General features: G+C 63.1%; 21 protein-coding genes. 8 read left to right on the forward strand and 13 right to left on the reverse strand.

The window, feature by feature from the left end:
* The first annotated feature begins 27 nt into the window (after positions 1 to 27).
* The 8 genes from flgE (at position 28) to flgL (ending at position 9,191) form a co-directional block, all read left to right on the forward strand.
* Complete coding sequence (gene flgE, locus CYJ07_RS01870) at positions 28 to 1,296, forward strand: flagellar hook protein FlgE (RefSeq protein WP_104201958.1); 1,269 nt, start codon at positions 28 to 30, stop codon at positions 1,294 to 1,296.
* Between the two features lie 20 nt (positions 1,297 to 1,316).
* On the forward strand, positions 1,317 to 2,069 hold the full coding sequence (locus tag CYJ07_RS01875) for a flagellar basal body rod protein FlgF (RefSeq protein WP_104201959.1): 753 nt from the start codon (positions 1,317 to 1,319) through the stop codon (positions 2,067 to 2,069).
* Positions 2,070 to 2,095: 26 nt separating this feature from the next.
* Positions 2,096 to 2,878, forward strand: coding sequence for a flagellar basal-body rod protein FlgG (gene flgG, locus CYJ07_RS01880; protein WP_104201960.1), 783 nt, complete (start codon positions 2,096 to 2,098; stop codon positions 2,876 to 2,878).
* Between the two features lie 56 nt (positions 2,879 to 2,934).
* A complete protein-coding gene (locus CYJ07_RS01885) occupies positions 2,935 to 3,624 on the forward strand; it encodes a flagellar basal body L-ring protein FlgH (RefSeq protein ID WP_104201961.1) in 690 nt (229 codons plus the stop codon).
* 59 nt (positions 3,625 to 3,683) lie between these two features.
* Positions 3,684 to 4,787, forward strand: a complete 1,104-nt coding sequence (locus tag CYJ07_RS01890) for a flagellar basal body P-ring protein FlgI (protein ID WP_197038236.1) — start codon at positions 3,684 to 3,686, stop codon at positions 4,785 to 4,787.
* Positions 4,787 to 5,908: a flagellar assembly peptidoglycan hydrolase FlgJ gene (gene flgJ, locus CYJ07_RS01895; RefSeq protein WP_104201963.1), complete on the forward strand. Its 1,122-nt coding sequence runs from the start codon at positions 4,787 to 4,789 to the stop codon at positions 5,906 to 5,908. The genes CYJ07_RS01890 and flgJ overlap by 1 nt, the downstream gene beginning before the upstream one ends.
* A gap of 71 nt (positions 5,909 to 5,979) precedes the next feature.
* Positions 5,980 to 7,893 carry a flagellar hook-associated protein FlgK gene (gene flgK / locus CYJ07_RS01900; RefSeq protein WP_104201964.1) on the forward strand — a complete coding sequence of 638 codons (1,914 nt, stop codon included), beginning with the start codon at positions 5,980 to 5,982 and terminating at the stop codon, positions 7,891 to 7,893.
* A 20-nt stretch (positions 7,894 to 7,913) separates the two neighbouring features.
* Positions 7,914 to 9,191 carry a flagellar hook-associated protein FlgL gene (flgL, locus tag CYJ07_RS01905; protein ID WP_104201965.1) on the forward strand — a complete coding sequence of 426 codons (1,278 nt, stop codon included), beginning with the start codon at positions 7,914 to 7,916 and terminating at the stop codon, positions 9,189 to 9,191.
* 152 nt (positions 9,192 to 9,343) lie between these two features.
* Here the strand turns inward: flgL and fliR are convergent, their stop codons facing one another.
* The 13 genes from fliR to fliF form a co-directional block, all read right to left on the reverse strand.
* Positions 9,344 to 10,138: a flagellar biosynthetic protein FliR gene (fliR, locus tag CYJ07_RS01910; protein ID WP_104201966.1), complete on the reverse strand. Its 795-nt coding sequence runs from the start codon at positions 10,136 to 10,138 to the stop codon at positions 9,344 to 9,346.
* 7 nt (positions 10,139 to 10,145) lie between these two features.
* On the reverse strand, positions 10,146 to 10,415 hold the full coding sequence (gene fliQ, locus CYJ07_RS01915) for a flagellar biosynthesis protein FliQ (RefSeq protein ID WP_104201967.1): 270 nt from the start codon (positions 10,413 to 10,415) through the stop codon (positions 10,146 to 10,148).
* Positions 10,416 to 10,480: 65 nt separating this feature from the next.
* Positions 10,481 to 11,179 (reverse strand): flagellar type III secretion system pore protein FliP, encoded by a 699-nt coding sequence (gene fliP, locus CYJ07_RS01920; protein ID WP_269320530.1) that lies wholly within the window; start codon positions 11,177 to 11,179, stop codon positions 10,481 to 10,483.
* A gap of 56 nt (positions 11,180 to 11,235) precedes the next feature.
* Complete coding sequence (fliO, locus tag CYJ07_RS01925; protein WP_104201969.1) at positions 11,236 to 11,673, reverse strand: flagellar biosynthetic protein FliO; 438 nt, start codon at positions 11,671 to 11,673, stop codon at positions 11,236 to 11,238.
* Positions 11,670 to 12,245, reverse strand: a complete 576-nt coding sequence (fliN, locus tag CYJ07_RS01930) for a flagellar motor switch protein FliN (protein ID WP_104201970.1) — start codon at positions 12,243 to 12,245, stop codon at positions 11,670 to 11,672. Before fliN ends, fliO begins: the two co-directional genes overlap by 4 nt.
* Positions 12,238 to 13,284 (reverse strand): flagellar motor switch protein FliM, encoded by a 1,047-nt coding sequence (gene fliM, locus CYJ07_RS01935; RefSeq protein ID WP_104201971.1) that lies wholly within the window; start codon positions 13,282 to 13,284, stop codon positions 12,238 to 12,240. Before fliM ends, fliN begins: the two co-directional genes overlap by 8 nt.
* 15 nt (positions 13,285 to 13,299) lie before the next feature.
* The gene (fliL, locus tag CYJ07_RS01940; RefSeq protein ID WP_104201972.1) at positions 13,300 to 13,776 is read right to left on the reverse strand and encodes a flagellar basal body-associated protein FliL; all 477 of its coding nucleotides are present in this window, start codon (positions 13,774 to 13,776) and stop codon (positions 13,300 to 13,302) included.
* A 106-nt stretch (positions 13,777 to 13,882) separates the two neighbouring features.
* The gene (locus CYJ07_RS01945) at positions 13,883 to 15,157 is read right to left on the reverse strand and encodes a flagellar hook-length control protein FliK (RefSeq protein WP_104201973.1); all 1,275 of its coding nucleotides are present in this window, start codon (positions 15,155 to 15,157) and stop codon (positions 13,883 to 13,885) included.
* A gap of 19 nt (positions 15,158 to 15,176) precedes the next feature.
* The gene (gene fliJ / locus CYJ07_RS01950; RefSeq protein WP_104201974.1) at positions 15,177 to 15,632 is read right to left on the reverse strand and encodes a flagellar export protein FliJ; all 456 of its coding nucleotides are present in this window, start codon (positions 15,630 to 15,632) and stop codon (positions 15,177 to 15,179) included.
* On the reverse strand, positions 15,629 to 17,017 hold the full coding sequence (fliI, locus tag CYJ07_RS01955) for a flagellar protein export ATPase FliI (protein ID WP_104202034.1): 1,389 nt from the start codon (positions 17,015 to 17,017) through the stop codon (positions 15,629 to 15,631). The genes fliJ and fliI overlap by 4 nt, the downstream gene beginning before the upstream one ends.
* Positions 17,018 to 17,048: 31 nt before the next feature.
* On the reverse strand, positions 17,049 to 17,813 hold the full coding sequence (locus tag CYJ07_RS01960) for a flagellar assembly protein FliH (RefSeq protein WP_104201975.1): 765 nt from the start codon (positions 17,811 to 17,813) through the stop codon (positions 17,049 to 17,051).
* Positions 17,806 to 18,810 carry a flagellar motor switch protein FliG gene (gene fliG / locus CYJ07_RS01965; RefSeq protein ID WP_104201976.1) on the reverse strand — a complete coding sequence of 335 codons (1,005 nt, stop codon included), beginning with the start codon at positions 18,808 to 18,810 and terminating at the stop codon, positions 17,806 to 17,808. The genes CYJ07_RS01960 and fliG overlap by 8 nt, the downstream gene beginning before the upstream one ends.
* On the reverse strand, positions 18,803 to 20,542 hold the full coding sequence (gene fliF / locus CYJ07_RS01970; protein ID WP_104201977.1) for a flagellar basal-body MS-ring/collar protein FliF: 1,740 nt from the start codon (positions 20,540 to 20,542) through the stop codon (positions 18,803 to 18,805). The genes fliG and fliF overlap by 8 nt, the downstream gene beginning before the upstream one ends.
* Between the last annotated feature and the right edge of the window lie 151 nt (positions 20,543 to 20,693).

Consider the following 20,693-nt stretch of genomic DNA (forward strand, 5'->3'; position numbering starts at 1 on the left):
TTCAGCCGGTAGGCAGAGGAACGAAAAATGAGCTTTTCACAAGCGCTGAGTGGCCTGAATTCCCAGGCCCAGAAGCTAGGTACGATCGGCAACAACATCGCCAACTCCCAGACGGTGGGTTTCAAGGGATCCAACGTCCAGTTCTCCGACGTATTCGCCAACTCCAAGGTCGGCCTGGGTACGCGGGTGACGACCGTTATGCAGAACTTCAGCGAAGGTAACGTCGAGTCGACCAACCGCAATCTGGACCTGGCGGTGGCCGGCAGCGGCTTCTTCCGCTTCCAGGACACCAGCGGCGAGGTGGTCTATTCGCGCAACGGTCAGCTCTCCATGAAGGCCAACGGGGATCTGGTCAACGCCCAGGGTTTCCAGATCATGGGCTATGGCCTGAACGCACAGGGTGAAGTCCAGGTCGGTGGCCAGCCCCAGGCGCTGAACGTATCGGCAGAGGAATTGGCGGCAAGCGCAACGACTCGTGTCGGCACCACGCTCAACCTCGATGCGCGCAAGCAGCCCGGCTCCGATGATCTGAGCACCACCGAGGTCGTGGATTCCACAGGGAATCCGCAAATGATCGATTACCACTATTCGAACAACTTCACCGTCTATGATTCGCTGGGTAACCCGCGCAACGTCACGGTGTACTACGAAAAGACCGCGGCCAACGACTGGACCGCCAAGATGACGCTCGACGGCAAGACGCTGGACGACGGCGCGGGCAATGTGACGGCATACTCCGTCCAGTTCGACGCCAATGGCAAGCTGGTCAACGCGGCTGGCAGCGTCGATGCCAACGGCGCCATTCCGGGTGTCACGTTCAGTTCGGCCGACTATCTGGGCGGCGAGCCGGTGGATCTTACCTTCGATCTCAACCTGGCCGGCACCACCCAGTTTGGCAACACCTCCACGGTCAGCAGCCTGACGCAGAACGGCTACACCTCCGGTACGCTGGTGGGCATCACCATCGATGAGGATGGGGTCATCATGCGCAACTACTCCAATGAGGAGTCGCGCCCCGCCGGTCAGATCTCGCTGGTCAGCTTCCGTAATCCCGAGGGACTCACGCCTGCCGGTGACAACGTCTGGCGCGCCTCCAACGAGTCGGGTCAGGAACTGGTCGGCGCTCCGGGTACCGGGCTGCTGGGCGGCGTGGTGTCGGGTGCCGTCGAAACCTCCAATGTGGACATGGCGCGCGAACTGGTGAGCATGATCGTGGCGCAGCGGGCCTACCAGGCCAACTCGCAGACGATCAAGACCCAGGATGAACTCCTGCAGACCGCCATCAACCTGCGTTAAGCGAATAGGGTAACCGAGTCATGGATCGCATCCTCTATACCGCCATGAGCGGGGCCAAGCAGAGCATGGATCAACAGGCGGTGGTCAGCCACAACCTGTCGAACGTCTCAACCAGCGGCTTCCGTGCCCAGCTGCATGCCATGCGCGCCGTGCCGGTACAGGGCGAAGGTGCGCCGACCCGAGTATCGGTAGCGGCGTCCACTCCCGGCAGCGATTTCAGCCCGGGGCCCATTACCCATACCGGGCGTGAGCTTGACGTTGCGCTGCAGGGCGATTCCTGGCTCGCGGTGCAGGCCGATGACGGCACCGAGGCCTATACCCGTCGGGGCGACCTCGAGGTGGATGGCGATGGCCTCGTCACCGTGATGGGGCGACCGGTGATCGGTGATGGGGGGCCCATCATCGTGCCGCTGGGCTCGAGCGTCTCGGTGGGTGCCGACGGTACCTTGAGTGCCATCGGAGAAGGGGAAGGGCCCGAAGCCCTGGTGGACGTCGGTCGTCTGAAGCTCGTCACACCCGAGCGGAACCTTCAGCGTGGCGAAGACGGGTTGTTCCGCCTGCCGCCCAATGCCGAGGGCGAAGTGGCGGCGCTGCCCGCCGACGAGAATGCCCGGGTCGCCGGTGGTGCGCTCGAAGGCAGCAACGTGAGCGCGGTGGAGGCCATGGTCGCAATGATCGACGTGGGCCGCCGCTACGAAATGCAGATGAAGGTTATCAGTACCGCGGACGAAAACGCCCAGCGGGCCAATAACCTCTTGTCTCTCCAAGGTTGATGCTTCGAGCGTAAGGAAGATATCAAATGATCAAGTCTCTATGGACGGCCAAGACCGGCCTCGAATCCCAGCAGGTCAAGCTGGACGTCATCTCCAACAACCTGGCCAACGTCAGCACCAACGGCTTCAAGCGCTCGCGTGCGGTGTTCGAGGACCTGCTGTACCAGAACCTGCGCCAGCCGGGCGCGCAGAACGACGTACAGAATCGTCTGCCATCAGGCATGCAGGTGGGTACCGGCGTGCGTCCGGTAGCCACCGAGCGTCTCCATACTCAGGGCGGTCTGGAACACACCGAGAACTCGCGCGACCTGGCGATCAACGGTAACGGCTTCTTCCAGGTGCTGATGCCGGATGGCAACACCGCCTATACCCGTGACGGTAGCTTTCAGCTCAACGAGAACGGTCAGATGGTAACGGCCAACGGCTACCCGCTGGAGCCTGCCATCATCATTCCCGACAATGCGCTGTCCATCTCGATCGGCGAGGACGGGATCGTCTCGGTGACCCAGCCCGGCGTTAACCAGTCGCTGGAAGTGGGCCAGATCACCATCTCGACCTTCGTCAACCCGACCGGACTCGAGAGCATCGGTGGCAACCTCTATGTGGAAACGACCTCCTCGGGTCCGCGCAACGAGGCCATGCCGGGCATGAACGGTGCCGGTCGACTCTTCCAAGGCTATGTCGAGACTTCCAACGTCAACGTAGTGGAAGAGATGGTCAACATGATTCAGACCCAGCGTGCCTACGAGATCAACAGTCGGGCCGTGCAGACCAGCGACGAGATGCTGGCTCGCCTGAGCCAGCTCTGATCGCGCCCCAGATGAACCAGCCTGAGCCACAACGGCATGGCCGGAAGCGAGTGATAATGAAAGGTACGGATTTTTCGGCCATGCGCCTGGCTGTGGCGCTTCTCGCCATCATGCTGCTTGCCTTGGGCGGATGCGCCCAGGTGCCGCGCGCCTCGGTGGTCGGCGAGCAGGAGCAGATCAACATCATCGAGCCGCCGCCGCGGATGGCCAATGGTTCCATTTACCAGGCCCATCGCGGCTCTCAGCCGTTGTTCGAGGATCGCCGCCCACGCATGGTGGGAGACATTCTGACCATCGTGTTGGACGAGCAGGTCAGCGCCAGCAAGAACGCTCGCTCCAACATGGATCGCAATGGTTCGGCCGGTCTCAACCTGGCCGAATTGCCCGATGCGCTGGAGCGTCTGGCCGAATACGGCTTCGACCTCTCCGGCGAGAGCGACTTTTCCGGCGGCGGAGGCTCCCAGGCCAACAACAGCTTTACCGGGACGATCACCGTTTCCGTGCTCGAAGTAATGTATAACGGCAACCTGCGCGTGCGCGGCGAGAAGCAGATCGCCATCAACCAGGGAGTCGAGTTCATTCGCTTCTCCGGTGTGGTCAATCCTCGCACCATCACCGGTCAGAATACGGTGCCCTCCACGGCCGTGGCCGATGCCCGCATCGAGTACGTGGGCAATGGATACATCAACGAGGCGCAGTACATGGGCTGGATGCAGCGCTTCTTCCTGAATATTTCGCCTTTCTGATGGAAGCGTACGGGAGGCGAATCATGAAGCAGATCGGGATGAATCGGGATATGGGGCATATGACCGTATTGGCGAGAGTGCTGCTGGTGCTGGGACTCTTCCTGCTGGCGCTGCCTGCGCAGGCCGAACGGATCCGAGAGATCGCCAGCTTCGCCGGCGTGCGTGACAACCAGTTGGTCGGCTATGGCCTGGTGGTTGGCCTCGATGGCACCGGCGACCAGACCATGCAGGCGCCTTTTACCGGACAAAGCCTGACCAACATGCTGTCGCAACTCGGCATTACTGTGCCGCCGGGCACCAACATGCAGTTGCGCAACGTGGCCGCGGTGATGGTGACGGCCGACCTGCCTCCTTTCTCGCGTCCGGGGCAGCGCCTCGATGTCAATGTCTCTTCGATCGGCAACGCTCGCAGCCTGCGCGGCGGCACGCTGCTGATGACGCCGATGAAGGGCGCCGACGGCGATACCTACGCCATCGCTCAGGGCAATCTTCTGGTGGGTGGGGCCGGCGCTGCGGCGGGCGGCGCCTCGGTTCAGGTCAATCAGCTGGCCGGTGGCCGCATCGCCGGCGGCGCCATGGTGGAGCGTGAGGTGCCGCTCGACCTGGGCGCCAACGCCGGGCTGCTCGAACTGGAGCTGAAGCAGGCCGATTTCGGCACCGCGCAGCGCGTGGTGAATGCCATCAACGACGAGTTCGGCCGGCCCGTAGCGGCGGCGATGAACGGTCGTGTCATTACCCTCGATGGGCCGATGAACGCCAATTCCCGGGTCAACTTCATGGCCCAGGTGGAAAATATCCAAGTCACGCCCACGGAAGCGTCGGCCAAGGTGGTGTTCAACGCCCGGACGGGTTCGGTCGTCATGAACAGTGCGGTCAAGCTGCACCGTGCGGCGGTGGCCCATGGCAATCTCTCCATCGTGATCGATCCGCGGTTCATGGTCAGCCAGCCGGCCCCGTTCGGTGAAGGAGAGACGGTGGTGGTACCCGATACCGAGATCGAGATTCAGGAGCAGGATGCCTATCTGCGCGTGGTCGAGGGGGCCGACCTGGTGGATGTGGTCAATGCGCTCAATGCGCTTGGCGCCACCCCCAGCGACTTGATGTCCATCCTCGAGGCGCTCAAGGCTTCCGGCTCGCTGCGCGCCGATCTGGAGATCATCTGATGAGCCTGCAGGATGTCAGCGGTCAGTTCGCCCTCGACGTGCAGGGGCTCGAACGTCTCAAGCATACCGCGCGTCAGGACCCGTCGAGCGGGCTGAATCAGGCCGCCCAGCAGTTCGAGGCACTGTTACTGCAGACGATGTTAAAGAGCATGCGCGATGCCAGCCCCGGCGATGGGCTGCTCGACAGCCAGCAGACCGAGTTCTACCAGTCGATGCTCGACCAGCAGTGGGCTCAGACCCTGGCCGGTCGAGGTATCGGCCTGGCCGATCACTTGATGGCTCAGTTGGAACAGCAGACCGGAGTCAGCCGTGCCCAAGGCGGAGTCGCGGATCGTGAGTTGAACGAGTTGATCGCCGGCATACCGCGCGGCACGCCGCGCGTGTTGAAGGATGCACTACAGCCCGAGTCGATTCAGGAAGCACCCGATGCAGAGGCCGCACCGCAGGAGGCCCATTCGGTGCCGGCGCCGGCCAGTTTCCTCGACGAACTCGAGACCATACGGGGCGGTTTCATGACGGCCGTCGAAGCCTCGCCACCGGCATCGACCTCGGTGAGCGGCGCAGTAACGCTTCCCAGCCAATCCGCACCCACCTCGTCTGGTAATGTCCGGACGACCGATGAGCGAGGCGACCACGTCGAGCGCTTCATGAAACGTCTCGAAGCGCCCGCCCAGGCGGCGAGTCGTCGCACCGGAGTGCCGGCCGAACTGATCCTGGCGCAGGCGGCGCTGGAAACCGGCTGGGGGCGCCGCGAGATTCCCACGGCCGACGGTGGCAACAGCTACAACCTGTTCGGTATCAAGGCGGGTAGTCGCTGGGACGGAAAGACCACGGATGTCACGACTCACGAGTACATCAACGGCCAGCGCACGCGCATCGTCGATACGTTCAGGGCCTATGAATCCTACGAAGAAGCCTTCACCGACTATGCCCGCCTGATCGGCAACAACCCCCGCTATGCGGCGGTGACCACTGCCGGCAGCGCCGAGCAGGCCGCTCGTGCCCTGCAGGCGGGAGGCTATGCCACCGACCCCGCCTACGCGGACAAGCTGGTCGCGGTCATGGATACCATGGGGCCGATGCAGCAGCGTGGTGATTCCCTGGTCTTCTTCAGCTACTGAGTCTCGAGAGACCCCTAAAGTTCTGACCTGTCAGGCCGATAAATCAGGCATTGGCGAAAGGAAACGACACCATGAGCACCATTTTCTCCGTCGGCCTGAGCGGCCTGAATGCCGCCCAGAACGCGCTGAATACGACCAGCAACAACATCAGCAACGTTTATACGCCGGGCTACAATCGTGAGCTGACCATTCTTGGGCAGAGTCGTGCCGACGCCGGTGTTCAGGTCAACGATATCCAGCGGCAGTTCAACCAGTATGTCGCATCCCAGTTGAACGCCGCTTCCAGTTCCTCCAGTGCCCTGGCCACCTACGAGAACCAGATCAGTCAGATCGACAATCTGCTCGCCGATCGTGAGGCAGGCCTGGCGCCGCTGATGCAGAATTTTTTCTCCTCGCTCGAGGATCTGGCCGGCGCGCCGTCCGATCCGGCGTCGCGTCAGGGGCTGCTGGGAACGGCCGATACGCTGACGGCCCAGTTCCGTGCCTTCGACGGTTACCTCGAAGACATGCAGAAAGGCATCAACGGCCAGATCAAGGACGAAGTCACCCAAGTCAACAACATGACCGAGCAGTTGGCGACGTTGAATCGCGAGATCGCACTGTCGCGAGCCCGTAGCGGCGAGGCGCCCAACAGTCTGCTCAATCAGCGCGATCAACTGGTGGCCGAGCTCAGCGAGCGCATGGACGTTCGCCTCGACATTCAGGATGGCAAGGCCTACAACATCAGTCTGCCCAATGGCCAGCCATTGGTTTCCGGGACCAATCACTATCGTCTCGAGGCCATGGAAGCGCCCAGTGACCCGCAGCGCACCGTGCTCGGTTATCGCGACTCGGGCGGCAACCTGGTGGCGTTGCCGGAGGATACCGTCAAGGGCGGTACCCTGGGCGGCCTGATGACTTTCCGGGCGGAAACTCTCGACAAGACCCAGAATCAGATTGGCCAATTGGCCGTATCCCTTGCGGTGGGCTTCAACGCCCAGCATCGTCTGGGTCAGGACCTCAACGGCGACCAGGGCGAGGACTTCTTCAGCATTGGTCAGCCTCGCGCTTATTCGCACCCCCGCAATGCCGGCGGAGTGGAGGTCACGAGCGCCAGTTTCGACAACGCCAACATCGATCAGCTGCGTGCGACCGACTACACCATCCGTTTCGATACGGCGGGTGATCCGAAAATAGTGCGCAAGGACAACGGGCAGGCGCTTGGCGCCGGAGAGTTCGATTGGAACTTCGATGGCACCGCGGGCGAGCTGAGCTTTGGTGGCCTTACCCTGTCCTTCGATGGGCAGCCTGCCGCAGGTGATCGCTACGAGATCCAACCGGTACGACGTGCCGCGGCCGAAATGGCATCGAACATTTCCGACCTGGACAAGATCGCCGCCGGCAGTTTCGTGACGGTTGAGGGCGATATGGCCGTCACGGGGCTGCGGGCACAGGAAAATGCCCTGACGGGAGGGGCCAGCTATGCCCTGGATCTCGCCGATGATGGCAGTCTTTCCGTCGTGCCGGGGGGCGCTCCCGTACTGCGAAATGGCGAGGCGTTCAATGTGACCACCGACGCGGTAGCGGTGGGCGATACCTTGGAGGTGGATGGCATCGCCTTCAAGATCTCCGCCTTGCCGGCGGCAGGCGAGACTGCCCAGCTTCAGTTCGGGCTTACATCATCCGGCACCGGCGACAACCGCAATGCGCTGGCGATGCAGAATCTGCAGAACGAGTCGCTGGTGGCGGGCCGCTCCACGCTGAGCCAGGCCTATGGCGGCATGGTCAGCGATGTCGGCAACCGCACCAATATCGTCAAGGTCAATCTCGATGCGCGCCAGGGGCTCACCGACCAGCTCAAGGCGGTGCAGCAGTCCGAATCCGGCGTCAACCTGGACGAAGAGGCGGCCAACCTGATCCGCTACCAGCAGTTCTACATGGCCAATGCGCGCGTCATCGACACTGCGTCCACGGTCTTCGACACCATTCTCGGCCTGCGTAACTGATTCGAAGGGAGTTCAGTACGATGCGTATCAGCACCGTGACCATGTTCGAGCAGAGCGTCTCGTCCATGAACCGTCAGCAGGGCGACTTCATGAAGGTCGGCCAGCAGATCGCCAGCGGCCGTCGAGTCGTCAATCCGTCGGACGATCCTCAGGCGGCCTCCCGCGCGGTGGGCGTCTCCCAGGCGAAGGCGGTAACCGAGCAGTATGCCGATTCGCGGGTCTCGGCCCGCAACTCGCTGGGCCAGGCCGAGAGCGTTCTCAACAGTGTCAGTGATGCCATCACCAGCGCCAAGACGCTGCTGGTGCAGGCTGCGAGCGATACTCTGAGCGATGTTGATCGGCAATCGGTGGCTTCCGAGCTGCGCGGCATCTACGAGACGATGATCGGACAGGCCAACGCCACCGACGGCAACGGACGCTACCTGTTCGGTGGTTACAATGACGATGCACCTCCCTTCGCCCGTACTTCGGGCCAAGGGGTCTCGGGCGTCGAGTACAAGGGCGACGAGAATACCCGTGAGCAGCGCATCGACGCCTCGCGCCTGATGCCGGTAGCCGATAACGGTAAGTCCATCTTCCAGAGCGTACCCTCCGGCGCTGGTTACGTGGCCCGGGCCGAACGTGCAACGGGCGGTAGCGACATCGGCACCCAGCAGGGCTACGAGCGCAATGCAGGCTCCGTGACCTTCACCGGCCCCAGCCGCGTGGATCCGGAGGCGCCGGCGTTCGGTGAAGAATTTTCGCTCCAGTTCGTGGATGTCGCCGGTGAAATTCGTGTTCAGGTCGACGATCCCACCAACCCCGGCACCCCACTTTACGATGCTGCCTATCATAGCGGCAGGACCATCAGTTTTGGTGGTGTGAGCATTACGCTCGAGGGTGAGCCGGTGGATGGGGATCAGATCCAGCTGCGCCCGGCCAACGCTGCGGATGCCAACCAGGATCTCTTCAAGTCGCTGAAGGATGCTATCGATGTCCTGGAAATGGACCAGGGTGGCCTTGACGAGAACCGCGCTCACTTCCGCAATACGCTCAGTTCGGTGATGCGCGAGCTCGACAATGGTCTCGACAATGTGCTGACCGTACGCGCCTCGATGGGTGCGCGGCTCAATGAACTCGATGTGGTCGATGCCGTGGGCGGCAACCGCATGAGAAACTACGATCAGACACTCTCCGATCTGGTCGATCTCGACTACAACGAGGCAATTTCCGAGTACAGCCTGCGCCAAGTCGGCTTGCAGGCGGCCCAGAAAGCCTTCGTCGACGTGAAGGGTATGTCGCTGTTCAACTTCCTGTAAATATGCGGGCAGGATGCCGTCGAAGATAACTCAGTACTCCGGTTCCCTGCAGACCATGCCGGCCTCCGGCATGGTCTCTTTTCGCCGCTCCGGCATGCCGGAGCGGTTTTTTTTAGGCGGAGGGGCGGCTTGCTTTGCTCTTGGCCTAGCCCTCACGCGGTAAGGGGAGCCATGGCCTCGATGAGCTGATAGAGAAAGTGAATGCCGTTGCTGAAGAGGCGCTGCAGGAAACTGGAAAGATCGGTCATCAGCACCATCAGCAGGACGAGACCGATGGTAAGCGTCATGGGGAAGCCGATATTGAAAACCGTAAGCTGGGGAGCGGAGCGGTTGAGGATGCCCATGGCCAGATTGAGGATCAGTAGCGATCCGACTAGCGGCAATGCCAGTGACATGCCGGCGATGAAGATGGTGCCGCCGTAGCGTACCAGCATCTCGAAGGCCGCCGGATTGAAGGCACCGATACCCACGGGCAGGCTGTGAAAGCTCGTTACCAGAGCCTCCAGCACCATCAAATGCCCGCCGAGGGCGAGGAAAAGCAGCAGGGCGATCATGTAGAGGACACGAGAGAGGATCATCGTGTTGGTGCCGCTGCCGGCGTCGAAGAAGGTGGCAAAGGCCAACCCCATCTGCAGCCCGATGAATTCACCGGCGGCTTGTATCACTGCGAACACCACATGCATGACCAGGCCGATGGCAATGCCGATCAACATCTGCTCCACCATGATACCGAGCCCGGCCCACGACATGATGGGAACATTCGGCATGGGTGGCAGTACTGGGGCAACGACGATCGCTACCAGCAGCGCGAGACCGAGCTTCGCTTGCCTGGGAACGCTGGAATGACTCCAGAGCGGGGCAGCGGCGAAGAAGGCGAGGATGCGTACGAAAGGCCACAGCAGGGCTACCAGCCAGCCCTGCAGTTGGGCGAAGGTCACCTCGACCATGGGCGGTTCACATCAGCATGCCGGGAATGCCGGTGATGAGGTTGCGCGTGAAGTCGGTGATCAGCTTGAGCAGCCAGGGCCCGGCCAGTACCAGCACGGTAAAGACTCCCAGAATCTTGGGGATGAAGGAGAGTGTCATCTCGTTGATCTGGGTGGCCGCCTGGAACAGGCTGACGATGAGACCCGTCAGCAGGGCGGTGATCAGCAGCGGTGCAGCCAGGAAGAGGGTAACCCGCATACCCTGGTAGGCGATTGCCATGACCGTTTCCGGTGTCATCGTTAACTCCTCGCCACGCCATGAGCGGGCATATCGGTGAAGCGGCTCGGCCGCTTGCGCATCGGTTAGATGAAGAAACTTTCCGAGAGCGACCCAACGATCAGTTGCCAGCCGTCTACCAGCACGAACAGCATCAGCTTGAAGGGCAGCGAGATCGTGGCCGGGGGGACCATCATCATGCCCAGCGACATCAGCGTGCTGGCCACAACTAGATCGATGATCAGGAACGGAATGAAGATGGTGAAGCCGATCTGGAACGCGGTCTTCAGTTCGCTGGTGACGAAGGAAGGCACCAGGATGCGCAGCGGTACGTCCTCGGGGCCTTGCATCGGGCCGATGTCACCCAGGCGGGCGAACAGCGCCAGGTCGGTCTCACGGGTCTGTGCCAGCATGAACTCGCGGAACGGCTCCTGGGCCAACGCCAGGAACTCTTCGAAATTGATCTCTTCGGCGGTCAGCGGTACCCAGGCGGTTTCGTAGACCATGCCGATCACCGGCGACATGATGAAGAACGTCAGGAACAGCGCCAGGCCGAGCAGCACCTGGTTGGGCGGTGTGGACTGGGTGCCGATGGCGGTGCGCAGCAGGCTGAGCACGATGATGATTCGAGTGAAGCTGGTCATCATCAGCAACGCTGCCGGCAGGAAGGCCAGCGAGCTGAGCAGCAATAGCGTCTGCAGCGAGAGGGACCACTGCTGGCCGCCGTTGTCGAGCGGTCGGCTGACGATGCCGGGGAGCTGCTGGGCGAGGGCATCCAGCGGCATCAGCGCCAGTGCCAACGCCGTCAGCAGTGCGAGGGCAATTGATGAAACGCGACGGTTCATGAACTTCCCCGCCCGGGGCCTCCCAGGCCGGCATTTTGCTTCAGGGCACGGGCGAAGCGCGCGGCGAAGCGCTCTCCCTGCGGCAGCTCGTTGTTCGCTGCACTACCCTGATCCGGCGGGGCGGGCAGCTCATGCAGCTTGCCGATCTGGCCATTGCCCACGCCAAGTACCAGCCAGGTGCCCTCGACCTCGACGATCACCAGCCGCTCGCGGTTACCCAGCGGCGTGCTGGCGACGATCTGCAGGTGCCCGCCGGCGACACGGCGCTGGGGGCCCCAGCGACGCAGAAGTGCCGTGCATACCAGGATGATCACGATGACCAGTGCCAGGGCGGCGGCCGTCTTGCCCAGGGTGGCCATGCCCACCAGGCCATCGCCGCCGGCCAGTGCTTCGAGCCCTGCGGCGGAAGTCTCGGTAGAGGAAGTGTCGCTCATCGGTTCAGTTTCTGTACCCGCTCGGAGGGGGTGATGATCTCGGTGATACGGATGCCGTACTTATCATCGACCACGACCACTTCGCCCTGTGCGATCAGGTAGCCATTGATCAGGATGTCCATCGGTTCGCCGGCCAGGCCATCGAGCTCGACCACCGAGCCTTGGGCGAGCTCCAGCAACTGCTTGATGGTCAGCTTGGTACGGCCCAATTCCACGGTCAGCTTGACCGGGATGTCCATGATCATTTCCAGGTCGCGTGCGACGCCGCCTTCCTTGCCCTTGTCGAGAGGGCGGAAGATGCGATCGCCTGCGGATTGCGGCGCCGGTGACGGCGCGCTCGGCGGAGGCGTTTCATCGGCCGCGGCTTCGACGGCTTCTTGCTCGGCCAGGGCTTCCGCCCAGGGATCGTCGTCGCTCGAACCGCCCGTGGTGGCTTCGGCCGCTTCCTGCTCGGCCATGGCCTCCGCCCAGGGGTCGTCGTCTGCAGCGGATTCGTCGCTGCTCTGCTCCGACATGGCGGCGGCCCAATCGTCGTCGGAAACGTTCTGATCGGGTTTCTTGGGATCAGTCATGCTTGGATTCCTTGGCTTGAGGCGCTGCGCCCTTGATGAAGGCGTCCTTGGACACCGGGTTTTGCGCACCATGATCGATGATGCGGATGACACGCAGCGCGCGCTGCTCGTGCTGGCTGCCGTAGTCGCACTCCATCACGGGAACGCCATCGACACTTGCGGTAACGGTTTCGGGTAGCTCAAGGGGCAATACGTCGCCTACCTTGAGCGCCATGACATGCGCGATACAAGTCGGAATGTCGGTAAAGTTGGCTACCAGCTCCACTTCGGAGCGGCGAATCTCGCCGGCCATCCGCTTGGTCCAAGAGCCGTCATTATCGTGATGACCATCGTTGTGCGGGTTGGCCAGCAGATCGCGGAGCGGCTCGATCATCGAGTAGGGAATGCAGATCTGAAAACTGCTGGTCAGATTGCCCACCTCGATGTTGAAGTTCGTGTTCACCACGATCTCGTTTGGCGAGTTGGTGATATTGGCGAACTTCGACTGCATTTCCGAACGCAGATAATGAATCTGGAGCGGATACACCGATTTCCACGACTCCTCGTAGGCGTCTATGGCCAGATTCAGCAAACGCTGAATGATGCGCTGTTCGGTATTGGTGAATTCGCGGCCTTCCGACTTGGTCAGAAAACGCCCATCGCCACCGAACAGGTTATCCACCACCATGAAAACCAGGTTGGGCGGGAACACGATCAACGCCGAACCGCGCAGCGGCTTCATGCCGATGATGTTGATATTGGTCGGTACCGGCACGTTGCGAGAGAACTCGCTATAGCTCAGGTAGCGAACAGAATCGACGGTGATGTCGGCGCTGCGCCGGAGCAGGTTGAACAGCCCCATGCGGAAGTGCCGCGCGAAGCGCTCGTTGATGATATCCAGCGCCTGAAGGCGCTCGCGGATCACGCGGTGCTGGGTCGCCGGATCGTAGGGGCGGACACGAGACTCGTCGCTGCTTCGCGCAACGGGCTCGTCGTCGCCGCTGACTCCCTTGAGGAGGGCGTCGATCTCATCCTGCGATAGCAGATCGTCTTGAGACATGTGGCCAGGAACCCGTTATTGCACGATGAACTCGGTGAACAGCACGTCCTGGACTTCCAGGGGCGGCTGAGGCTCGGTCAGCGGCTCGGCCAGCGTGGCGATGACCTCCTCGCCCAGGCGGCGCTTACCTTCCGGTGAGGTAAGTTCGCTTGCCTGCTTGCCGGAGAACAGCATCAGCAGGCGGCTGCGAACCTGAGGCATGTGCTCGGTGAGAATGGCACGTGTCTCGTCATTGCCGACCTTGAGCGAAATGCCGGTATAAAGCAGGCGCGAGCCGTAGCTGTCATCGGCCAGATTGACCGTGAACGGATCGATCTTGACGAAGATAGGCGCTTTGCGCTCGAGCTGCTGCGTCTGGGCATTGCCTTCGTCAGCCCCGTTGCGGTCGCTCATGACCATATAGATCGCCGCTGCGGCAGCGCCCGTGGAGAGCAGAACCAGCAGTATCATCAGCCACAGGAGCTTGGAGGAGCCACCCGTCGATTTCGCCATTACCGTGCCTTTCGTGTCGTTGCAACCGTTGAAGGGATTATGTCGGAGATGCGCGGCCTGTGAAGGGGGGAACAGGCCACGCGAAAGGGGCTATCTTGCCTTTTTGTCACGCGTAGAGATTGACGCGTCCATCCAGAGAGAGCTGGGTCGACAGGGCATCGTGCCCTTCGTCGCCCATGAGCATCGCATCGTCACCTTGTCCCGGAGCGGAGCGGCTCTGCTGTCCACCATTGCCGGCGAATGCCTGGGCGTCGCGCTGACGCTGATCCCCGACGGAGGTCTCGCCCAGGCTGATGCCTTGCTCGGCAAGCGACTCGCGCAACTGGGGAATTGCCTGCTCGATCACCTGGCGGACCAGGGCATGCGCCGACAGGAACTGCGCCTGGGCACCCTGTTCAGTGACCTTCAGCGTAACCGATAGCGGTCCCAGTTCGGCCGGATGGAGATGCATCTCGATGCGCTGCTCCCCGCCATGTCGGGCGAACTGCACCAGCTGCTGGCCCAACTGGCCGGGCCAGGCGGGGCTCTGCAGAGGAGCGCTCAGACTGGTCTGGGCGGGCATCGGTGCGGTCGCTTGAGCGCCCGAGGCGGTGATGCCGGGTGAAGCGACCGAAGGGGCAAGCGAAGCCGATTCCGGCACGAAGCCACCCCGCGAGGCATCGCTGGCGGCGCGCAGCTCGGCACCGTTGGCCTGGATGCCGTTGGGTTGGAGAGATGTCGCGCGGGTCGAGGCGAGTTCGGTGCTGCGCGTGGCCGCTTCGGCGCCATCGCGGGCCGGGGTGGCACCCGCGAGCAGCGGATTCGCCGCCTCCGCGCGCGTCATGACGCGCTGGGTGTCCGCGTTCGCAGGCATCTCTGCCAACTGAGTGACACCGGGCAGGGGAGCCGGGTTGCGTTCGGCGGCACCCTGTGACTTGAGCGCGACATCCATCGGGACCGACACCAGCGCAACGGCATCGGTCGCCGCATCGGGCAGCGGCGTCTCACCGGCCTGGGACAGTTCGGTCGGCAGCAGTGCCGGGTTCGGCAGGGCGGCATCGGTCGCCCCGGATTGCCACTGCTGGGTCTCCTCGATCAGCGCCAGGCGGGCCATGATCTCGTCGAGGAGAGCGTCGCTGCCGCCCGAACCCGATTCACCGTCAGCCTGGGACAGACGGGCATCGAGCGCTTGCAGAAGCGTCTGATGCGCGGCCATGGTCGACGGCAGCGCGCCATAGGCGGCGTTCTCCAGCACCGGAACCGACTCACCACTGGCGGCATGGGCGGCGCTGCCGGCATTGGCCAGGGCCAGGGCGAATGGTCCGCTCTGACCGGCGAGGCCTGGCTCCAGCTTGCCGGTGGGCTGGGTTGGCAGTGCGGCCAGAATCATTTGTATATTCATCGTTATCTCCTAGACCGAGTCACTGTGCATGCTCGGTGCGCTGGCGCAAAAGCCGTCCTGCCGCCATTTCATCGCTGGTGCGCTGCTCTCGGCGAGATTCCTGGCGTTGATGCTCGGCCTCTCGGCGCGATGCCAGGGTATCGAAGGCCGATAGGCGCTTCTGTTCCTGTTGCCACTGCTGCTGGCTCTGCTGGACGCGACGCTGCTGGGCGTTCAGCGCCTCTCTGGCCCGCTGCAGGGCGGCATCCAGCGAGGCGAGAAACTGTTGATAGTTGTGCATGCTGGCGGGGTCGATACCGTCGCGCATGGCCTGTTGCAGGCGCTCGGCATACTCGAGTCGATAGCGGTTGAGCGACTCCAGTTGGGCGGCCACCTGGCGCTCACTCTGTCGCTCACCCGCCAGCATCTGGCCTGCCTGGTCGCGGGCGTCGCGGGCCAGGTCGCTCAACATGGCGAGTTGTGACGATGCACTCATTGCCTGACTCCTAGGGTCTCAGCAAGACGCTGTCGAGAGGCCTCTATAGAGGCGTTTTCGTTCATCCTCTGCTGCAGGAAGTGCTCCAGCAGCGGGTAGCGCTGGACGGCTTCGTCCAGTTGCGGATCGTTTCCCGGGCTGTAGGCGCCAACGCTGATCAGGTCGCGGTTGCGCTGGTAGCGCGAGAAGAGGCGCTTGAAGACCTGGGTCATCGAGAGCTGATCGTCGTCGATGATGTGCGTCATCACGCGACTGATCGAGGCTTCGATGTCGATCGCCGGGTAATGACCGGCTTCGGCCAGCGTGCGCGACAGTACAATATGGCCATCGAGAATGGCGCGAGCCGAGTCGGCGATGGGGTCCTGCTGGTCGTCGCCTTCGGTGAGCACGGTGTAGAAAGCCGTGATCGAGCCGCGACCGCGCTCGGCGTTGCCGGCTCGCTCCACCAGGCTGGGGATCTTGGCGAACACCGACGGCGGATAGCCCTTGGTAGCGGGCGGTTCGCCGATGGCCAGAGCGATCTCGCGCTGGGCCATGGCGTAGCGCGTGAGTGAATCCATGATCAGCAGCACGTTCTTGCCCTGGTCGCGGAATCCTTCGGCCAGTCGGGTGGCATAGGCGGCTCCCTGCAGGCGCTGCAACGGCGAGGTGTCGGCCGGTGCGGCCACCACCACGGCGCGACGACGCCCCTCCGCCCCGAGTATGTTGTCGATGAAGTCCTGCACCTCGCGGCCTCGCTCACCGATCAGCCCCACCACGATGACATCGGCTCCGGTGTAGCGAGCCATCATACCGAGCAGTACCGATTTGCCCACGCCGGAGCCGGCGAACAGCCCCATGCGCTGCCCACGACCCACGCTGAGCAGAGCATTGATGGCACGTATGCCAACGTCGATCTGCTCGTTGATCGGTGCGCGCTTGAGCGGGTTGAGCGGCGGAGTGGAGAGCGGGGCGCGGGGGGCGCTATCCAGCGGACCGAATCCATCGAGGGGTTCGCCATTGCCGTCGACTACGCGGCCGAGCAGCGATTCGCCGAGCGGGAATCGGCGCGCGGCGTGGTCGGGACCATCGCCGAGCGGGAAGACTCGGGCGCCGGGCATCAAACCGGTGATTTCGGAGAGTGGCATGAGGAACAGACGTTCGCCATTGAAGCCGACGACTTCGGCTTCGGCAAAGCGCGGCGGCTCGCTGCCACCCGGCGAGAGCAGCTCGATGCGGCAGGCGTTGCCGAGGGCCACGCGCAGGCCAACGGCCTCGATCACCATGCCGGTGGCGCGTAGCACCCGGCCGCTGGTGCGATAGCCGGGCACAGTTTCCACGCGCTCACGGACGTGCTGCAGCGTCTGCTGCCAGCGTGTCTGGTGCGCATTGGGGCGTGTTGCCATTGCGTCGGCCATGTTCGTGCTGTGCCTCTGTTTATTCGTCAATGCCTTGATCGTTATCGGTGCTGTCGTTGTCGGCCGCAGTCGAGCGCCGCCGCCGAACCTGGGATTTGATGGCCTCCCAACGCGTTTCCCAGGTGGCGTCGAGTTCGCCGTTGGCACTGGTTACGCGGCAGCCGCCTCGGGTCAACTGGTCGTCGGGCTGCAGTTTCCAGCCGGCGGCGGCAAGCTCGGACCCCAGGTGCTCCTCGACCAGCCGATGATCCAGCGGGTTGAGCCAGAGTCGCTGTTGACCGATGAGCGGTGGCTCGGTGTGAAGCAGCGCCCTGATCAGCTCCAGTACCTGCCGGGGACGAGCCTTGAGCGCATCGCCGGCCAGTTGATAGCCGGTCGACAGGGCCAGCTCCACCAGGTCGCTGGCGATGTCTTCGTCGATCCCGGCCAATGCTTCGGAGAACTGCTCCGCCAAGGGTTTGATCGGTGCGACCATCTCTCGTGTGAGCTGCTGCAATTCGCGCTGCGCCTCCTGTCGTCCCTCTTCGAGCCCTTGTGCGTGCCCTTCGGTACGACCGGCCTCGAAACCGGCCTGGTAGCCTTCTTCGCGGGCTTCGCGCATGATCTTTTCGCGCAGCGCCTTGAGTTCGGCTTGGCGCTGGAACTGTTCGCGCCGACGCGCCTCCTGGGCCGGATCGCGCTCGCGCGGTGTCGCCTCGCTCCGGACCTCGCGCTGGAGTTCCCCCATCTGCCAGCGCTGCCATGGCGCGTGGCGTTCGGAAGAGGAGGGAGCGCGCTCAGACATAGGTATCTTCTCCACCGCTCAGCACGATCTCGCCGGAGTCGGCCAGACGGCGCACCACCTGAAGGATCGCCTTCTGCTCGGCTTCCACCTGGGAGACGCGGATCGGTCCGCGGGCTTCCATGTCCTCGCGCATCAAATCGGCGGCGCGGCGAGACATGTTGCGCAGGAACTTCTCCATGAGTCCCTCCGGCGCTCCTTTGAGAGCCACCACGAGCGAGTTGGTGTCGATCTCCTTGAGCAGCAGCTGGATGCTGCGATCGTCGAGGTCCATGAGGTTCTCGAACAGGAACATTTCGTCGATGATCTTCTGCGCCAGATCTTCGCTGTGGGCGCGTACCGTCTCGATCGCGGTCTCCTCCAGCGAGGAATTCATCAGGTTGAGGATTTCCGCCGCCGTTCTCACGCCGCCCATCTTGCTGCGCTTGAGGTTCTGCCCGTCGAGCATGCCCGAGAGCACTTCGGTGAGTTCCTGCAGAGCGGCGGGCTGCACGCCGCTGAAGGTGGCGATACGCAGCACTACGTCATTGCGCAGCTTGTCGTCGAACAATTCGAGAATGTCGGCGGCCTGATGGCGCTCGAGGTGGACCAGGATGGTGGCGATGATCTGCGGATGCTCGTCGCGGATCAGCTCGGCTACCATCGAGGCTTCCATCAGGTTGAGCGAATCGATGCCGCTGCTGCTGCCCTGGCTCTCGAGGATGTCCTCGATCAGGCTGGTGGCGCGTTCGCTGCCCAGCGCCTTGGTCAGCACCGAGCGGATGTGGTCGCTCGAGTTGAGGTTCAGCGCGATGAACTCCTCGGTCTCGCGATGGAACTCCAGCATCACCTGCTGCATGTCCTCGTGCGACACCTGATCGAGCTCGGCCATCTCCATGCTGAGCTGCTGGATCTCCTTCGGCGCGAGATACTTGAAGATCTCAGCCGCGCTGTCCTCGTCGAGGGCCAGCATCAGGATGGCGCTACGGCGTGCGCCGGTCATTGGCTTGGCACTACTCATGCTTGTTCATCCAGCTGCGTACGATCATGGCGATCATGCGTGGATCCTCCTGGGCGAGCTCACGCAGCTCGGCCAGATGGTCTTCGTAGGCCGACGAGCGACGCTTGCGCTTGGGCTTCTGGTAGGGGCGAAGGTCGTCATCGTCCCCATCGGATTCGAGTTCACCCTCGGCGACTTCCGAATCATCACCAACCCGTACCTGCAGGCCGGTGCCGGGAGCGTTGGCCAATACCGGCTGCTGGGTATGGCGCTTGATCAGCGGGCGCAGGATCAGCAGGTAGCCGAGCAGGGCGCCCAGGGCGACGAGCAGATAACGACCCAGGGTAAGAGCGAGCTCGTGCACCTCGGGTGACTGCCACCATTCGAGGGCTTCTTCGTCCTCCAGCACGCGGCTGAACGGGCTATTGACCACTTCGATCTCGTCGCCGCGCGCCTGCGAGAAGCCGATGGCTTGGCGAACCAGGCGCTCGATCTGGGCGACTTCGACGTCGCTGAGCGGAACCCGCTGCCATTCGCCTTCCTCGTCGCGTTCCTCACGATAGTCGACGACCACCGCGGCGGTGAGGCGCATCACCTGTCCCTGACGATGCTGGACATGCGAAACGCTGCGGTCGACCTCGTAGTTCACGACGTCGTCCTGCTGCAGGTTGTTCAGTGCCCGCAGGTTCTCCTGCGCTTCCTCGGCCAGTTCGCCGTTCTCGTCTTCCGGCAGCTCGATGGGCGAGGGGGCCGTGCCGGGAGGGGTGTTGCTCAGCGCGCCGGGAATGCCCATGGCAACACCGTCGCCGCCGTTAAAGGAGAGACTGGACTGACGACTGCGTACCGCCGCTTCATTGGGCGGCTGGTTGGGGCCGTAGCGCTCCGAGGTTTCCTCTCGGCGGGAGAAGTCTACCTGGGCCGTCACCTGGGCGCGCACGTTCTGCTGGCCGAGAATGGGGGCCAGGATATTCTCGATGCGCTGGCGGAAGGAGCGCTCGACCTCGGCAACATAGTCGAGCTGGGTAGCGTCCAGGCCGCGGCCCTGTGCGTTCGGCTGCGACAGCAGGCGGCCGTTCTGGTCGACCACGGTGACGTTTTCCGAGGCCAGGTCCGGCACGCTGCTGGATACCATATGAATGATGGCGCTGACCTGACTGTCGCCGATGGTGCGACCCGACTCCAGTGTCACGATGACGGATGCCTTGCCCGGTTCACGGTCGCGTACGAAAACGGAGGAACGCGCCATGGCCAGGTGGACGCGGGCGCGGGCGACCGGTCCGAGGGATTCGATCGATCGCGATAGCTCGCCTTCGAGTCCGCGCTGATAGTTGACCTGCTCGGCGAACTCGCTCACGCCAAAGGCCTGGTTGTCCATCAGCTCGAAGCCGACGTTGCCGCCATGCGGCAATCCCTGTTCGGCGAGCTGGAGCCGTAAGCTATGCACGGACTCGCCCGGCACCAGCAGTGCCGAGCCGCCTTCGCTGAAACGATAGGCAATGCCGCGACTGTCGAGCTCATTGATGATGCGCCCGCCGTCGGCTTCGGAAAGGTTGCTGTAGAGCACGCGATACTCGGGGGCTCTCGCCCACATCAGCAAAGCGACCACGATCGCGATCACGGCGGCGCCGCCGATCAGTATGGCGATCAGCGGATTGCCGCTCAGCTGCTGCTGAAGGCGTGCCAGCACCGCCGCCGGAGGGGCGCTGCTGGCTGTCGAGTCCTGACGACCCTGGGTGGTGGCGCCGTTGCTCATGCGCACCCCCACGGGAGAGCGCCGAGGGTCGCTTGGAACTTGTTGCGAGAAGATGGCATTGACTGAATCCGTCCATCGTATTCTGGTACGCCGCACGGGGCGCAACTGTGATGAACGCTATTATGCGAGTCCCTCTCTAGTCCAAAGGCGG

The organism is Billgrantia saliphila, from assembly GCF_002930105.1.
Lineage (GTDB): Bacteria > Pseudomonadota > Gammaproteobacteria > Pseudomonadales > Halomonadaceae > Halomonas > Halomonas saliphila.

Bases quoted from the DNA above. Each gene is read 5' to 3' on its own strand.
- flgE (WP_104201958.1), top strand. From the start codon at position 28: ATGAGCTTTTCACAAGCGCTGAGTGGCCTGAATTCCCAGGCCCAGAAG.
- CYJ07_RS01875 (WP_104201959.1), top strand. From the start codon at position 1,317: ATGGATCGCATCCTCTATACCGCCATGAGCGGGGCCAAGCAGAGCATG.
- flgG (WP_104201960.1), top strand. From the start codon at position 2,096: ATGATCAAGTCTCTATGGACGGCCAAGACCGGCCTCGAATCCCAGCAG.
- CYJ07_RS01885 (WP_104201961.1), top strand. From the start codon at position 2,935: ATGAAAGGTACGGATTTTTCGGCCATGCGCCTGGCTGTGGCGCTTCTC.
- CYJ07_RS01890 (WP_197038236.1), top strand. From the start codon at position 3,684: ATGACCGTATTGGCGAGAGTGCTGCTGGTGCTGGGACTCTTCCTGCTG.
- flgJ (WP_104201963.1), top strand. From the start codon at position 4,787: ATGAGCCTGCAGGATGTCAGCGGTCAGTTCGCCCTCGACGTGCAGGGG.
- flgK (WP_104201964.1), top strand. From the start codon at position 5,980: ATGAGCACCATTTTCTCCGTCGGCCTGAGCGGCCTGAATGCCGCCCAG.
- flgL (WP_104201965.1), top strand. From the start codon at position 7,914: ATGCGTATCAGCACCGTGACCATGTTCGAGCAGAGCGTCTCGTCCATG.
- fliR (WP_104201966.1), bottom strand. From the start codon at position 10,138: ATGGTCGAGGTGACCTTCGCCCAACTGCAGGGCTGGCTGGTAGCCCTG.
- fliQ (WP_104201967.1), bottom strand. From the start codon at position 10,415: ATGACACCGGAAACGGTCATGGCAATCGCCTACCAGGGTATGCGGGTT.
- fliP (WP_269320530.1), bottom strand. From the start codon at position 11,179: ATGCCGCTGGATGCCCTCGCCCAGCAGCTCCCCGGCATCGTCAGCCGA.
- fliO (WP_104201969.1), bottom strand. From the start codon at position 11,673: ATGAGCGACACTTCCTCTACCGAGACTTCCGCCGCAGGGCTCGAAGCA.
- fliN (WP_104201970.1), bottom strand. From the start codon at position 12,245: ATGACTGATCCCAAGAAACCCGATCAGAACGTTTCCGACGACGATTGG.
- fliM (WP_104201971.1), bottom strand. From the start codon at position 13,284: ATGTCTCAAGACGATCTGCTATCGCAGGATGAGATCGACGCCCTCCTC.
- fliL (WP_104201972.1), bottom strand. From the start codon at position 13,776: ATGGCGAAATCGACGGGTGGCTCCTCCAAGCTCCTGTGGCTGATGATA.
- CYJ07_RS01945 (WP_104201973.1), bottom strand. From the start codon at position 15,157: ATGAATATACAAATGATTCTGGCCGCACTGCCAACCCAGCCCACCGGC.
- fliJ (WP_104201974.1), bottom strand. From the start codon at position 15,632: ATGAGTGCATCGTCACAACTCGCCATGTTGAGCGACCTGGCCCGCGAC.
- fliI (WP_104202034.1), bottom strand. From the start codon at position 17,017: ATGGCAACACGCCCCAATGCGCACCAGACACGCTGGCAGCAGACGCTG.
- CYJ07_RS01960 (WP_104201975.1), bottom strand. From the start codon at position 17,813: ATGTCTGAGCGCGCTCCCTCCTCTTCCGAACGCCACGCGCCATGGCAG.
- fliG (WP_104201976.1), bottom strand. From the start codon at position 18,810: ATGAGTAGTGCCAAGCCAATGACCGGCGCACGCCGTAGCGCCATCCTG.
- fliF (WP_104201977.1), bottom strand. From the start codon at position 20,542: ATGAGCAACGGCGCCACCACCCAGGGTCGTCAGGACTCGACAGCCAGC.